The organism is Streptomyces gobitricini, from assembly GCF_039532985.1.
Lineage (GTDB): Bacteria > Actinomycetota > Actinomycetes > Streptomycetales > Streptomycetaceae > Streptomyces > Streptomyces gobitricini.
The window spans coordinates 90297-104458 of the sequence record NZ_BAAASR010000014.1; the positions used below are offsets into that span (position 1 = coordinate 90297).

Annotated in this window: 13 protein-coding genes; 9 read left to right on the top strand and 4 right to left on the bottom strand. The window is 69.4% G+C overall.

Translation table 11 applies throughout. From position 1 onward, the window contains the following. Positions 1–29: 29 nt before the first annotated feature. Positions 30–1517, bottom strand: coding sequence for a hypothetical protein (locus ABD347_RS11905; protein WP_344359993.1), 1488 nt, complete (start codon positions 1515–1517; stop codon positions 30–32). 76 nt (positions 1518–1593) lie between these two features. Next, complete coding sequence (locus tag ABD347_RS11910) at positions 1594–1800, bottom strand: hypothetical protein (protein ID WP_344359994.1); 207 nt, start codon at positions 1798–1800, stop codon at positions 1594–1596. A 128-nt stretch (positions 1801–1928) separates the two neighbouring features. Here ABD347_RS11910 and ABD347_RS11915 point away from each other — a divergent pair, with 128 nt between their 5' ends. Next, positions 1929–2903 carry a carbohydrate kinase family protein gene (locus ABD347_RS11915; RefSeq protein WP_344359996.1) on the top strand — a complete coding sequence of 325 codons (975 nt, stop codon included), beginning with the start codon at positions 1929–1931 and terminating at the stop codon, positions 2901–2903. Positions 2904–3201: 298 nt separating this feature from the next. Here the strand turns inward: ABD347_RS11915 and ABD347_RS11920 are convergent, their stop codons facing one another. After that, positions 3202–4581, bottom strand: coding sequence for a cysteine desulfurase/sulfurtransferase TusA family protein (locus ABD347_RS11920; protein WP_344359998.1), 1380 nt, complete (start codon positions 4579–4581; stop codon positions 3202–3204). Between the two features lie 261 nt (positions 4582–4842). Here ABD347_RS11920 and ctaC point away from each other — a divergent pair, with 261 nt between their 5' ends. The 4 genes from ctaC to ABD347_RS11940 all read left to right on the top strand — a co-directional run bounded on the left by ctaC (position 4843) and on the right by ABD347_RS11940 (position 9318). Continuing rightward, the gene (ctaC, locus tag ABD347_RS11925; protein WP_344360000.1) at positions 4843–5814 is read left to right on the top strand and encodes an aa3-type cytochrome oxidase subunit II; all 972 of its coding nucleotides are present in this window, start codon (positions 4843–4845) and stop codon (positions 5812–5814) included. Further along, positions 5811–7559: an aa3-type cytochrome oxidase subunit I gene (ctaD, locus tag ABD347_RS11930; RefSeq protein ID WP_344360002.1), complete on the top strand. Its 1749-nt coding sequence runs from the start codon at positions 5811–5813 to the stop codon at positions 7557–7559. Before ctaC ends, ctaD begins: the two co-directional genes overlap by 4 nt. Beyond that, positions 7556–7954 carry a cytochrome c oxidase subunit 4 gene (locus ABD347_RS11935; RefSeq protein ID WP_344360004.1) on the top strand — a complete coding sequence of 133 codons (399 nt, stop codon included), beginning with the start codon at positions 7556–7558 and terminating at the stop codon, positions 7952–7954. The genes ctaD and ABD347_RS11935 overlap by 4 nt, the downstream gene beginning before the upstream one ends. 122 nt (positions 7955–8076) lie before the next feature. After that, positions 8077–9318 (top strand): L,D-transpeptidase, encoded by a 1242-nt coding sequence (locus tag ABD347_RS11940; RefSeq protein WP_344360006.1) that lies wholly within the window; start codon positions 8077–8079, stop codon positions 9316–9318. Between the two features lie 10 nt (positions 9319–9328). Here the strand turns inward: ABD347_RS11940 and ABD347_RS11945 are convergent, their stop codons facing one another. Next, the gene (locus ABD347_RS11945) at positions 9329–9730 is read right to left on the bottom strand and encodes a DNA-binding transcriptional response regulator (RefSeq protein WP_344360008.1); all 402 of its coding nucleotides are present in this window, start codon (positions 9728–9730) and stop codon (positions 9329–9331) included. A 198-nt stretch (positions 9731–9928) separates the two neighbouring features. Here ABD347_RS11945 and ctaE point away from each other — a divergent pair, with 198 nt between their 5' ends. The 4 genes from ctaE to qcrB all read left to right on the top strand — a co-directional run bounded on the left by ctaE (position 9929) and on the right by qcrB (position 14111). Beyond that, positions 9929–10549, top strand: a complete 621-nt coding sequence (gene ctaE / locus ABD347_RS11950) for an aa3-type cytochrome oxidase subunit III (protein WP_344360010.1) — start codon at positions 9929–9931, stop codon at positions 10547–10549. A gap of 75 nt (positions 10550–10624) precedes the next feature. Then, positions 10625–11434 carry a cytochrome bc1 complex diheme cytochrome c subunit gene (gene qcrC, locus ABD347_RS11955; protein ID WP_344360012.1) on the top strand — a complete coding sequence of 270 codons (810 nt, stop codon included), beginning with the start codon at positions 10625–10627 and terminating at the stop codon, positions 11432–11434. Continuing rightward, a complete protein-coding gene (qcrA, locus tag ABD347_RS11960; RefSeq protein WP_344360014.1) occupies positions 11431–12483 on the top strand; it encodes a cytochrome bc1 complex Rieske iron-sulfur subunit in 1053 nt (350 codons plus the stop codon). The genes qcrC and qcrA overlap by 4 nt, the downstream gene beginning before the upstream one ends. Continuing rightward, positions 12480–14111, top strand: a complete 1632-nt coding sequence (gene qcrB, locus ABD347_RS11965) for a cytochrome bc1 complex cytochrome b subunit (RefSeq protein WP_344360016.1) — start codon at positions 12480–12482, stop codon at positions 14109–14111. Before qcrA ends, qcrB begins: the two co-directional genes overlap by 4 nt. Positions 14112–14162 lie beyond the last annotated feature (51 nt).

A 14162-nucleotide genomic window follows, 5' to 3' on the forward strand; every position in this document is an offset into this window, starting at 1 on the left:
CCTCCTGGCCTCCTGCCCCCGGCGTACGGCTACCGCCGGGGCACCCGCTCGCCGCTCGCCGCGTCCACGACGCGCCGGTCGCCCAGCGGCTGGTCGAGCGTCACCGTCCCGGTCAGCTCCTTGGCGATCAGGATGCAGACCCGGCCCGGCTCGATCGGCGTCTCGACCACCTTCAGCCTCACCTGCGTACCGCTCTCCTCCGCCTCGACGGTGTACTTGCTGCACACCCCGCCCCAGAACCGGGCCGTGAGGATCTTGCCGTCCATGCTGTACGACTCGACCTGCCGCGGCGCCTTCCCGGTCCCCGGGGTGTCCGGGGCCTCCGATGCCGCCGGCGGCGGGGCGGGCGTCAGGTGCTCCGGCGCCACCGCCGGATAGGTGATCGTGAACGGCCGCGCGTCGCCCTGCGGGGCCACCTCGAACAGCCACGACGGTACGAGCGCGGGGCGCCCCGCGGTGTAGTGCGCCGCCAGCCCGAAGACCGCCTTGGAGATCGTCACCGTCTCCTTCGGGGCCGGGCTCCCACCCGGGCCCCCGCCCGGCTCGCACGGCGCGGCCGGCTTCGTCCCGGAGTCCTCCAGCGGTGCGGGCGTGGCGCACCCGCCGATGTTCCCGATGCCGGCCCCGCCGTCACCCGACCCGGCGTTCAGCAGCTTCAGCGCCTCCGCCGCGCCGATCACCGGGTACTCGTGGCTCTCCGCCGGCGCCTTCAGCCGTCCGCTGCCGCCGGTGAGCGAGCCGTCGGCGCCCACCTGGACGCCGGTCGACCACCCGTACGTCGGCAGCCCGCCCACGACCGGGTCCGCGTTCACCACCCGTACCGCGCCCATCACCTGCGTGGCGTCGAGTTCGGCCTTCTGCTGGCCCAGCGCCTCCAGGACCGGGGCCGCCGCCTTCTTCGCGGCGGCCTCGTCCACCGGCTGCCCGCTCATGCCGTCCGGGGGCGTCGCACTCGTGGAGGGGCACTCCTTGCCCTTCAGGCAGTTGTCACCGGCCGGCGCCGTCCCGAACGTCCACATGCCCGGCGCCTGCCGGTCCACCTGCAGCGTCGCACCCGAGCCGTCCTTGTCCGGCCCCACCTTCCACGCCGAACCCGCCGCCCTCGGCGTACCGTCGAGGCCCAGCGCCGCGGCCAGCCGCGCCACCTCGTCGGCGCCGACCGAGCCCTCCGGCCGGTACACGTGCGCCGAGCCGGGGCCCTCGGGCAACGGCCCGGCGGCCCGGTAGACCACCCCGTTCGGGTCCGGCTCGCCGGGGGCGACACCCGGGCCGCCCGGCCCCCGACCGCCCTCGGTGTGCCCGTCCAGCGCCAGCGGCGGCGGCGGCTGCGTACCGCCCGCGGCGGGGGCACCGCCCCGTCGGTCGCCACCGTCCGACGCGACCGTGGCGAAGTACGCACCGCCGCCCCCGGCGAGCAGCACCGCCACCGCCACCGAGGCGACGGCCAGCGGTGAACGCCTCCGGCGAGGGTTGTCCTGTGTCGGCTCCGTGGCCGGCTCCGGCTCCGTACTGCTCACCGCAATGCTCCTTCGTACGCAGTGGCCCCTTGACGGGAGACATCGGTGTGACGGAACGGGGGAGCGTGCGGTTCCCTCAGACGCCGTACTCCGGCGTGGCGTCGATCAGCCGGACGGAGGCGGGCGGGACGACCACCCCGTGGATCCGGGACGGTGACACGGGAGCGGGCGCGCTCTCGGCCGGGACCACCCAGTGCGGAACCATGCGCGCGCTGTCCCCGCGCAGTTCGGCCAGGCCCGGATCGGACTCGTGATGCTCACGCGTGACGATGAACTTCGGCATAAGCGCACCGTACGCACGTCGGTGCCGACCGAAAAAGACCTACTAATGGGTAGTTTCCGCATATGGGGGGCGCCGCCGACCCGGTAGCGTGAACTGTCAACTCCCCCTCCCCGCAGGAGCGCCCAGCCGTGCGTATCGCAGTCACCGGCTCCATCGCCACCGACCACCTCATGACCTTCCCCGGCCGATTCGCCGACCAGCTGGTCGCCGATCAGCTGCACACGGTCTCCCTCTCCTTCCTGGTCGACAACCTCGACGTCCGCAGGGGAGGGGTGGCGGCCAACATCTGCTTCGGAATGGGCCAGCTCGGCACCCGTCCCATCCTGGTCGGTGCGGCGGGCTCGGACTTCGACGAGTACCGGGCGTGGCTGGACCGGCACGGGGTGGACACCGGCTCCGTGAGGATCTCCGAGGTCCTGCACACCGCGCGCTTCGTCTGCACCACCGACGCCGACCACAACCAGATCGGCTCCTTCTACACCGGCGCGATGAGCGAGGCCCGCCTGATCGAGCTCAAGGCCGTCGCCGACCGGGTCGGCGGCCTCGACCTGGTGTCCATCGGCGCCGACGACCCGGAGGCGATGCTCCGCCACACCGAGGAGTGCCGGACCCGGGGCATCCCGTTCGCCGCCGACTTCTCGCAGCAGATCGCCCGCATGGACGGCGACGAGATCCGTACGCTCCTCGAAGGCGCGACGTACCTGTTCTCCAACGAGTACGAGAAGGGGCTCATCGAGTCGAAGACCGGCTGGACCGACGAGGAGATCCTCGCCAGGGTCGGCCACCGCGTGACCACCCTCGGCTCGCGGGGTGTCCGGATCGAGAAGGCCGGCGAGCCGGTGATCGAGGTGGGCTGCCCGGAGGAGCAGGCGAAGGTCGACCCGACCGGTGTCGGCGACGCCTTCCGGGCCGGTTTCCTCTCCGGCCTGTCCTGGGGCGTCGGCCTGGAGCGCGCCGCCCAGGTCGGCTGCATGCTGGCCACGCTGGTCATCGAGACGCTCGGCACCCAGGAGTACACCCTGAGCCGCGCCCACTTCATGGACCGCTTCACCAAGGCGTACGGGCACGAGGCCGCCGCCGAGGTCCGGACGCACCTGCCGTAACCGGGCCCCGCCCGGAAGGGCTCCGTCCCGGCCCCCGTTGTGAGCAGTCGTCCCGCGGGGCGATGGGGGTCCCCCCTGCTCGAGCGAAGCCGAGGGGCTGGGGGAGGGCGGGCACAACGGGACTGGGCGGTGCCCTCTCCCGGTGCCCCCAGGGCGGTGCCCCTCCGGGCTCACCTCCTCGAGGCCGACGGCCCTGAGCACCGGAAAGGGAGCCCACCCCTTGCCGCCGGCCTCTGCGGGGCGACCCTGCACGGCCCCACCCCGGCCGGACGCCGGCTGCGGGACAGCGGCCCGCCCGTCAGGACAGGCGGCGGACCGCGTACGCGGTGCCGTGCTCCGCCGGGCGCTCGCCCACGTACTCCTGGCCGCGCATCGCGCACCACGCCGGGATGTCCAGCCGGGCCGCCTCGTCGTCGGAGAGGACCGTCACGGTGCCGCCGACCGGGACCTCCCCGAACACCTTGGCCAGCTCGATCACCGGGATCGGGCACCGCCTGCCGAGCGCGTCCACCACCAGCGACTCACCGCCCCCGGTCACCGGCCCGGACACCGGCGCGCCGAACCGCTCCCGGATCCCCGCCACCACGCCCGGCAGCACCTCCAGGAACCGCTCCACGTCCGCCTCCTCCGTACCGAACGGCAGCGACACGCGTACGTTCCCCTCCGACAGCACGCCCATCGCGCGGAGCACATGGCTGGGCGTCAGCGTCGAACTCGTGCAGGACGAACCGGAGGAAACGGAGAAACCGGCCCGGTCCAGCTCGTACAGCAGCGCCTCCCCGTCGACGTAGAGACACGAGAAGGTCACCAGGTGGGGGAGGCGCCGCACCGGGTCGCCGACCACCTCCACGTCCGGCACCAGCTCGGGAACCCGCGTCCGGATCCGCGCGACCAGCTCCCGCAGCCGCGCGGCCTCCGGGACCGCCTCCGCGCGCACCGCGCGCAGCGAGGCCGCCGCCGCCACGATCCCCGGGATGTTCTCGAACCCGGCCGAGCGCCCCGACTCCCGTTCGTCCGCGGGGCCCTGGGGCGCGAACCGCACGCCCTTGCGCACCACGAGCAGCCCGACACCGGCGGGACCACCCCACTTGTGGGCACTCGCCGTGAGAAGCGACCAGTCGCCCTCCACCGGGCCCCACGCCAGCGACTGCGCGGCGTCCACCAGCAGCGGCACCCCCGCCTCCCGGCACGCTTCCGTCACCTCGACCACCGGCTGCTCGGTGCCCACCTCGTGATTGGCCGACTGGAGGCAGGCGAGCGCCGTGCCGTCCCGCAGGGCGGCGGCGTACGCGTCCGGCGTCACCCGCCCGCCCCCGTCCACGGGCACCTCGGTCACCGTCCCGCCGTCCGCCTCGTGCGCGGCCGCCGACTGGAGCACGGAGGAGTGCTCCACCGCCGACACGACCAGGTGCCGCCCGGCCCGCCGGCGTCCGGCGAGCGCCCCGGCAATCCCCGCGTGCACCGCCCGCGTCCCCGAAGGAGTGAACACGAGCTCGTCGGGGCGGCACCCCACGGCCTCCGCGGCGGCCTCCCGCGCCGCGTCCAGCAGCAGCCGGGCGCGCCGTCCCTCCCGGTACGGACGGGCGGGATCGGCCCACCCCTCGTCCAGCGCGGCCTGCAGGGCCTGGCGGGCGACCGGGTGGAGCGGGGCGGCGGAAGCGGAATCGAAGTAGGGCACCCGGCCACGCTAACTCCGGGGGGCCCTCCCGCGGGTGCCGGCCGGGGCGGAGCCCGCTCCCAGCCCGCGAGGAACGGGCCCGGGCCACCCCTTCGGGGTGCCCTGCGGCGCGTTGGGCACCCTCCCCGCGCGACCCCAAATAGCGTCCAGTAGGGTTTGGTCCGCATAAACATCCAAACCCCTGCCCGCGTCAGGGCCGGCGACCGACCAGCGAGACGGCCGCAGCCGACCGCGCGGGCGAGACTCTCGGGAAGGCGCTACGTGAGTCCCAACGGCTCCGACCGCTCGTCGCGGCGCCCGATGCGGCGGAAGCTGCCGCAGGTGCTGACTGCGGGCCTGATCCTGGCTACCGCCACCGGTTGCTCGTACAACTGGGAGGATTTCCCCCGCCTTGGTATGCCCACCCCGGTGACGGAGGAGGCCCCGCGGATCCTCTCCCTCTGGCAGGGCTCGTGGGCGGCTGCGCTCGCCACGGGCGTGCTGGTCTGGGGCCTGATCCTGTGGAGCGTCATCTTCCACCGGCGTAGCCGCACCAAGGTCGAGGTTCCTCCGCAGACCCGGTACAACATGCCCATCGAGGCGCTGTACACGGTGACCCCGCTCATCATCGTCTCGGTGCTCTTCTACTTCACCGCGCGCGACGAGTCGAAGCTCCTCGCCCTCTCCGACAAGCCGACCCACACCATCGGTGTGGTCGGCTACCAGTGGAGCTGGGGCTTCAACTACATCGAGAACGTCGACGGCAAGGCCGACACGGGCGCCACGCCCGCCAAGGAACTGGCCGTCATCCCCGACAAGTACCAGAAGCAGTTCCCCCAGGGGGCCGAAGGCGTATACGACTACGGCATCCCGGGCACGCGGAACCCGCAGAACGGCAACCCGGGTCCGACCCTGTGGCTGCCGAAGGGAGAGAAGGTCCGGTTCATCCTGACCTCGCGTGACGTCATCCACTCGTTCTGGGTCGTCCCCTTCCTGTTCAAGCAGGACGTCTTCCCCGGTCACAACGTGAACGTCTTCGAGGTGACCGCGACGAAGGAGGGCACCTTCAAGGGCAAGTGCGCCGAGCTCTGCGGCGTCGATCACTCCCGGATGCTCTTCAACGTCAAGGTCGTCTCCCCGGAGCGCTACCAGCAGCACCTGAAGGAGCTGGCCGAGAAGGGGCAGACGGGCTACATCCCGGCGGGCATGGAGATCACCGACTCGGCCAGGAACTCGGAGAGCAACCAACTGTGAGCATCCTCAACGAACCTCAGGGTGCCGCCACGGCAGCCGACGGCTCGCGTGAGCCGTACGAGAACGAGCTGCCCGTCCGGCGCAGTCACCCCGGCGGTGTGGTCGTGAAGTGGCTGACCACCACCGACCACAAGACCATCGGCACGCTGTACCTGGTCACGTCGTTCGCCTTCTTCTGCATCGGCGGTCTGCTGGCGCTCTTCATGCGCGCCGAGCTGGCCCGCCCGGGTACGCAGATCATGTCGAACGAGCAGTTCAACCAGGCGTTCACGATGCACGGCACGATCATGCTGCTGATGTTCGCGACGCCGCTGTTCGCCGGATTCGCCAACTGGATCATGCCGCTGCAGATCGGTGCGCCCGACGTGGCGTTCCCGCGGCTGAACATGTTCGCGTACTGGCTGTACCTCTTCGGCTCGCTCATCGCGGTGGCCGGCTTCCTCACCCCGCAGGGCGCGGCCGACTTCGGCTGGTTCGCGTACACGCCGCTGTCGGACGCGGTCCGGTCACCGGGCGTCGGCGCCGACATGTGGATCATGGGTCTGGCCTTCTCCGGCTTCGGCACCATCCTCGGCTCGGTCAACTTCATCACCACGATCATCTGCATGCGCGCACCCGGCATGACGATGTTCCGTATGCCGATCTTCACCTGGAACGTGCTGCTGACCGGTGTGCTGGTCCTGCTCGCCTTCCCGGTGCTGGCGGCGGCGCTCTTCGCGCTGGAGGCCGACCGCAAGTTCGGCGCCCACATCTTCGACCCCGCCAACGGCGGCGCGTTGCTGTGGCAGCACCTCTTCTGGTTCTTCGGTCACCCCGAGGTGTACATCATCGCCCTGCCGTTCTTCGGCATCGTCTCGGAGATCATCCCGGTCTTCAGCCGCAAGCCGATGTTCGGTTACATCGGTCTGGTGGCCGCGACCATCGCGATCGCCGGTCTGTCCGTGACGGTGTGGGCGCACCACATGTACGTCACAGGCGGTGTGCTGCTGCCGTTCTTCTCCTTCATGACCTTCCTGATCGCGGTACCGACCGGTGTGAAGTTCTTCAACTGGATCGGCACCATGTGGAAGGGCTCGCTGTCCTTCGAGACCCCGATGCTCTGGACGATCGGCTTCCTGGTCACCTTCACCTTCGGTGGTCTGACCGGTGTCATCCTGGCCTCGCCCCCGATGGACTTCCACGTCTCCGACTCGTACTTCGTCGTCGCGCACTTCCACTACGTCGTCTTCGGCACCGTGGTCTTCGCGATGTTCGCCGGATTCCACTTCTGGTGGCCGAAGTTCACGGGCAAGATGCTGGACGAGCGCCTCGGCAAGATCACGTTCTGGACGCTGTTCATCGGCTTCCACGGCACGTTCCTGGTGCAGCACTGGCTCGGAGCCGAGGGCATGCCGCGCCGTTACGCGGACTACCTCGCCGCCGACGGCTTCACCCTGCTGAACACGATCTCCACGATCGCCTCGTTCCTGCTGGGCATGTCGATCCTGCCGTTCTTCTACAACGTCTGGAAGACCGCCAAGTACGGCAAGAAGGTCGCGGTCGACGACCCGTGGGGCTACGGCCGTTCGCTGGAGTGGGCGACCTCCTGCCCGCCGCCGCGGCACAACTTCCTCACGCTGCCGCGCATCCGCTCGGAATCCCCGGCCTTCGACCTGCATCACCCTGAGATCGCCGCTGTCGGCCAGCTCGAGAACCACGGGCAGAAGGACACCGCGCTGTTCGGTGGCAAGGAGGTCGGCAAGTGAAGATCCAGGGCAAGATGTTCATCTGGCTGAGCATCTTCATCCTCGCCATGGCGATCCTCTATGGCGTGTGGTCGAAGGAGCCGGCCGGTACGACGGCGCTCTTCCTGGCCTTCGGCCTGGCGATCATGATCGGCTACTACCTGGCCTTCACGGCCCGGCGAGTGGACGCCATGGCCCAGGACGACAAGGAGGCCGACGTCGCGGACGAAGCCGGTGAGGTCGGCTTCTTCTCCCCGCACAGCTGGCAGCCGCTCTCGCTGGCGATCGGTGGTGCCTTCGCCTTCCTGGCCGTCGCGCTGGGCTGGTGGCTCCTGTACTTCTCCCTCCCGCTGATCCTGATCGGCGTCTGGGGATGGGTCTTCGAGTACTACCGGGGCGAGAACCAGAACCAGTAGGTCCCAGGAGCGCGGGCAGCGCTCCGCCGAGGGGCCCGGCGACCTCCGTACGGAGGCCGCCGGGCCCCTCTTTTGGAGTCATCCCGCGTGCCGCTCCGGTCGCACCTTCCTACGGTGTGGTTATGAGCAACACGCCCCGCATGCGCATCGCCACAAGCTGCATCCTCTTGGCCGCCGTCACCGGCGCGAGCGCGACCGCGTGCGGTGGCCCGGACGGCCACCCCCTGTCCTCGGAGCCGTACGACGCGGCCCGCCAGGTCACCTTCAACGCCCCGTCCGGCACCGCCAAGGCGGCCCTCGACAAGCCGCTCGAAGTCACCGCCAAGGGCAAGGACGGCCGTATCACGGACGTCACGGCCGTCGACACGGCCGGGCACTACCTCGCGGGCGAGCTGGCCGCCGACGGCAGCCGCTGGCGCTCCACGGCCCCTCTGGTGGCCGGTGCGCGCTACACCGTCAGGGTGGCCACGGAGGACCGCAAGGGCGCTCCAGGCGCCCGTACGCTCACCTTCGAGACGGCGCCCGCCAAGAAGGTGCTGAACGTCGAGTTCGGCCCTGAGGCGGGCAAGTACGGCGTCGGACAGCCCATCACCGCGGAACTCAGCGCCCCGGTCACCACCAAGGAGGGCCGCGCCGCCGTCGAGCGGTCCCTGAAGGTGCGCTCCACGCCCGCGGTCACGGGCTCGTGGTACTGGGTCGACGACAAGAAGCTGCACTATCGCCCGAAGGAGTACTGGCCCGTCGGCGCGTCCGTCACCGTCACGGGTAACCTCGCGGGCGTCAAGCTCGCGGGCGACCTCTACGGCGGCTCCGCCGGATCCCTGAACCTGAGCATCGGCGACCGCGTGGAGGCGATCACCGACGCGGCCGGTCACCACATGACCGTCAAACGCAACGGAAAAGTGATCAACACCATTCCGGTGACCACCGGAAAACCGGGCTTCTCCACCCGTAACGGGATCAAGGTGGTGCTTGGCAAGGAGTACTTCGTCCGGATGCGCAGCACCACCGTCGGTATCGCGGCGGGCAGCAGCGAGTCCTACGACCTCCCGGTCTACTACGCCACCCGGGTGACCTGGAGCGGTGAGTACGTCCACGCCGCCCCCTGGTCCACCGGCTCACAGGGGTACGCCAACGTCAGCCACGGCTGCGTTGGCATGTCCACCAGCAACGCCGCCTGGTTCTACGAGAACGTCCGCCCCGGCGACCTCGTGCAGGTCATCAACAGCCAGGGCAAGGAGATGGACCACTTCGGCAACGGCTTCGGCGACTGGAACCTGTCCTGGGACAAGTGGCAGGCCGGCAGCGCCGCCCGCGCCGACGCCCCCCGCACCGAGCACGTCCGCCTCCGGCCCGGGCTCTAGGCCCCGGACGTCACGCCTCCACGGCGAGCCGGCTGCGCAGCAGGGCCGCCAGGGAGTCCGCGAGCTCCACCGGGTCGACCGGAAGGGTCACTGCGGCGTCCGCGCGGCTCCAGGTGGCCAGCCAGGCGTCCTGGGGGCGGCCGATGAGCACCAGCACGGGCGGGCAGCGGAAGACCTCGTCCTTGATCTGGCGGCACACCCCCATGCCGCCCGCCGGCGTCGCCTCGCCGTCCAGTACGCAGACGTCGACGCCGCCGCCGTCCAGATGGTCCAGTACGGCCGGGAGCGTCGCGCACTCGATGTACTCGACCGGCGGAACGTCGGCCGCGGGCCTGCGCCCGGCCGCCAGCCGCACCTGCTCGCGGGTGTTGGCGTTGTCGCTGTAGACCAGGACGGTGGCGCTCGACTGCATTGTTCCTCCGAGTACGTCGGCGGCAAGGGCAGGAAGGCAGGTACCGATGCGCCGGATGCTACCCCTCCCCACCACCCGTCGACACCGGTTCGGACACTCCTTCGACGCCCCTTCCGATGGGCCGTTCGGGCTGGACGGAGCGCACCAACACACCGAACGGCACCCCCCGGAGTGAGGGCGGGATAAGCGACCGACATAATGTCGGTCGTGGCGACAGCAACGACAGTAGAAACCGGGCACGCGCACCCGTCGGTCAATCGGCCGAACCTCACCAGCGTCGGAACCATCATCTGGTTGAGTTCCGAGCTGATGTTCTTCGCGGCCCTCTTCGCGATGTACTTCACCCTGCGATCGGTGACGGGTGCCGAGTTCTGGGCAGAGAAAGCCGACACGCTGAACTTCCCGTTCGCGGCGACGAACACCACGATCCTGGTGCTCTCCTCGCTCACCTGCCAGCTCGGCGTGTTCGCCGCCGAGCGGGGTGACGTGAAGAAGCTCCGCACGTGGTTCGTGATCACGTTCGTGATGGGTGCGATCTTCATCGGAGGCCAGGTCTTCGAGTACACCGAGCTGGTGAAGCACGAGGGCCTCTCGCTCTCGTCGGACCCGTACGGCTCCGTGTTCTACCTGACGACCGGCTTCCACGGCCTGCACGTGACGGGCGGTCTCATCGCCTTCCTGCTGGTCCTCGGCCGTACCTACGCGGCCAAGAGATTCACCCACGAGCAGGCAACCGCCGCCATCGTCGTGTCCTACTACTGGCACTTCGTCGATGTCGTCTGGATCGGCCTCTTCGCCACGATCTACATGATCAAGTAGTCGGGCCCGTACCTCAGGTACGCCCGGCACATCCAGCAAGCACCGACGCAGAAGATCCTGACACCGGGGTAATCCGTGAAAAAGCTCTCCGCACGACGACGCCATCCGCTGGCGGCGGTCGTCGTCCTACTCTTCGCGCTGGCGGCCACTGGGGGGCTGTACGCCGCGTTCGCGCCCGCGGGCAAGGCGCAGGCAGACGAAACCGCCCAGTCCCTCGCCATCGAGGAGGGCAAGAAGCTCTACACCGTCGGCTGCGCCAGCTGCCACGGAACCGGCGGTCAGGGAACCACTGACGGCCCGAGCCTGGTCGGCGTCGGCTCCGCCGCCGTGGACTTCCAGGTCGGCACCGGCCGCATGCCGGCGCAGCAGCCCGGCGCCCAGGTGCCCGAGAAGCCGGTCGTCTACTCGCAGGCCGAGATCGACCAGCTGGCCGCGTACATCGCGTCCCTCGGCGCCGGTCCGATCACGCCGACCGAGAAGCAGTACAGCCCGGAAGGCGCGAACATCGCCCGTGGTGGCGACCTGTTCCGCAACAACTGCGCCCAGTGCCACAACTTCACCGGCGAGGGCGGTGCCCTGACGCACGGCAAGTTCGCCCCCAGCCTCGAAGGCGTGAGCGAGAAGCACATCTACGAGGCCATGCAGACCGGCCCGCAGAACATGCCGTCCTTCCCCGACACCACGATGCCGGAGAAGGAGAAGAAGGACATCATCGCGTACATCAAGACCGTGAACGGTGAGGAGACGCCGAGCCCCGGCGGCTTCGCGCTGGGCGGTCTGGGCCCGGTCAGCGAGGGCCTGTTCGGATGGATCTTCGGTCTGGGTTCCCTGATCGCTGTCGCCGTCTGGGTCGCGGCCCACACCGCTAAGGCCAAGAAGTCATGAGTAGCCAAGAGATTTCAGAAGCAGAGGGCCTGCCGAACGAGCAGGACGCCAAGCACGGCACGGCGATCGAGGAGAACCCGTTCGCCGACCCGGGGCTGCCGCCCCACAGGCCGCGCATCCAGGACATCGACGAGCGGGCCGCCAAGCGCTCCGAGCGCACGGTCGCCCTGTTGTTCACCCTGTCGATGCTGGCCACGATCGGCTTCATCGCCTCCTTCGTGATCTTCCCGGTCGACAAGATCGTCTACGTCTGGCCGCTGGGCCACGTCAGCGCGACCAACCTGTCGCTGGGTCTGACGCTGGGCATCGCGCTCTTCTGCATCGGCGCGGGCGCGGTCCACTGGGCCCGCACCCTGATGTCCGACGAGGAGATGGCCGACGACCGGCACGCCATCGAGGCGACGCCCGACGTCAAGGCCAAGGTCATGGCGGACTTCGGTGACGGTGCGCGGGAGTCCGCGATCGGTCGCCGCCCGCTGATCCGCAACACCATGTTCGGCGCGCTGGCCATGGTGCCGCTCTCCGGCGTGGTGCTGCTGCGCGAGCTGGGTCCGCTGCCCGAGAAGAAGCTCTTCCACACCGGATGGAGCAGGGGCAAGCAGCTCATCAACATGAACACCAACGAGCCGCTGCGTCCCGAGGACGTCGCGGTGGGCTCGCTCACCTTCGCCAAGCCCGAGGGCCTGGAGGAGAGCGACCACGACTTCAACAACAAGATCGCCAAGGATGCCCTGATGATCGTCCGGATCCAGCCGGAGGACATCAAGGACAAGCGCGAGTTGGAGTGGTCGCACGAGGGGATCGTCGCCTTCTCGAAGATCTGCACCCACGTGGGCTGCCCGATCTCCCTGTACGAGCAGCAGACCCACCACGTCCTCTGCCCGTGCCACCAGTCCACCTTCGACCTCTCCGACGGCGCCCGCGTCATCTTCGGCCCGGCCGGCCACGCCCTCCCGCAGCTGCGGATCGGCGTGAACGACGAGGGCTTCCTCGAAGCGCTCGGTGACTTCGCCGAGCCCGTCGGCCCTGCATTCTGGGAGCGCGGATGAGTACCACGACCGCAAGCGACGCCAAGCGCAAGGCGCCCGCCGGCGAGCGGGTCGCCGACTGGGCCGACGGCCGGCTGGGGATCTACGGCCTCGCCAAGGCCAACATGCGCAAGATCTTCCCGGACCACTGGTCCTTCATGCTGGGTGAGATCTGCCTCTACACCTTCCTGATCATCATCCTCACGGGTGTGTATCTGACGCTGTTCTTCCACCCGAGCATGAACGAGATCGAGTACCACGGCTCGTACGTGCCGATGCAGGGCATCCGGATGACCGAGGCGTACGCCTCGACCCTGGACATCAGCTTCGACGTCCGCGGTGGTCTGCTCATCCGGCAGATCCACCACTGGGCGGCGCTGATCTTCATCGCCGGCATGTTCGTGCACATGATGCGCGTCTTCTTCACCGGCGCGTTCCGCAAGCCGCGTGAGGTCAACTGGCTGTTCGGCTTCCTGCTGTTCGTCCTCGGCATGTTCACCGGCTTCACCGGTTACTCGCTCCCCGACGACCTGCTCTCCGGCACCGGTGTCCGCTTCACCCAGGGCGCGATCCTGGCCACGCCGATCGTCGGCACGTACATCTCGATGTTCCTGTTCGGCGGCGAGTTCCCCGGCCACGACATGGTCGCCCGGTTCTACTCGATCCACATCCTGCTGCTGCCGGGCATCATGCTCGGCCTCGTGGTGGCGCACCTGATCCTGGTCTTCTACCACAAGCACACGCAGTTCCCCGGCCCCGGCCGGACGAACAAGAACGTCGTCGGCATGCCGCTGCTGCCGGTCTACATGGCCAAGGCCGGAGGCTTCTTCTTCCTGGTCTTCGGTGTCATCGCGATCATCGCGGCCCTGTTCACCATCAACCCGGTGTGGGCCCTCGGCCCGTACCGTCCGGACCAGGTGTCCACCGGCGCCCAGCCCGACTGGTACATGGGCTTCGCCGAGGGCCTGATCCGTGTGATGCCGGGCTGGGAGATCACCCTGTGGGGCCACACGCTGGTCCTGGGCGTGTTCATCCCGCTGGTCGTCTTCGGCCTGATGCTCGGCGCGATCGCGGTCTACCCGTTCATCGAGTCGTGGATCACCGGCGACAAGCGCGAACACCACCTGCTGGACCGGCCGCGCAACGCGCCGACCCGTACGGCTCTGGGTGTCGCCTGGGTCACCGCCTACATGATCATGCTGGTCGGTGGTGGCAACGACATCTTCGCCACCCACTTCCACCTGTCGATCAACGCGATCACGTGGTTCGTCCGGATCTTCTTCTTCCTCGGCCCGGTCATCGCGTTCATCGTCACCAAGCGGATCTGCCTCGGCCTCCAGCGCCGGGACAAGGACAAGGTGCTGCACGGACGTGAGTCCGGCATCATCAAGCGCCTGCCGCACGGCGAGTTCGTCGAGATCCACGAGCCGCTCAGCCAGGCCCAGCTGCACGCGCTCACCGCGCACGAGCAGTACCAGCCGGCCGAGATCGGCCCGACGGTCGACGAGAACGGTGTCGAGCGCAAGCCGTCGCGCGGTCAGAAGCTCCGCGCGAAGCTCAGCAAGGGCTACTTCGGGGAGGGGAACCAGGTTCCCAAGGCCTCCGTCGACGAGTACAAGGAGATCACCAGCGGCCACGGCCACCACTGATCGCCTGACACTCACCGCCTGACCCGAGGGTCGCCACGGCATCGAGCCCCG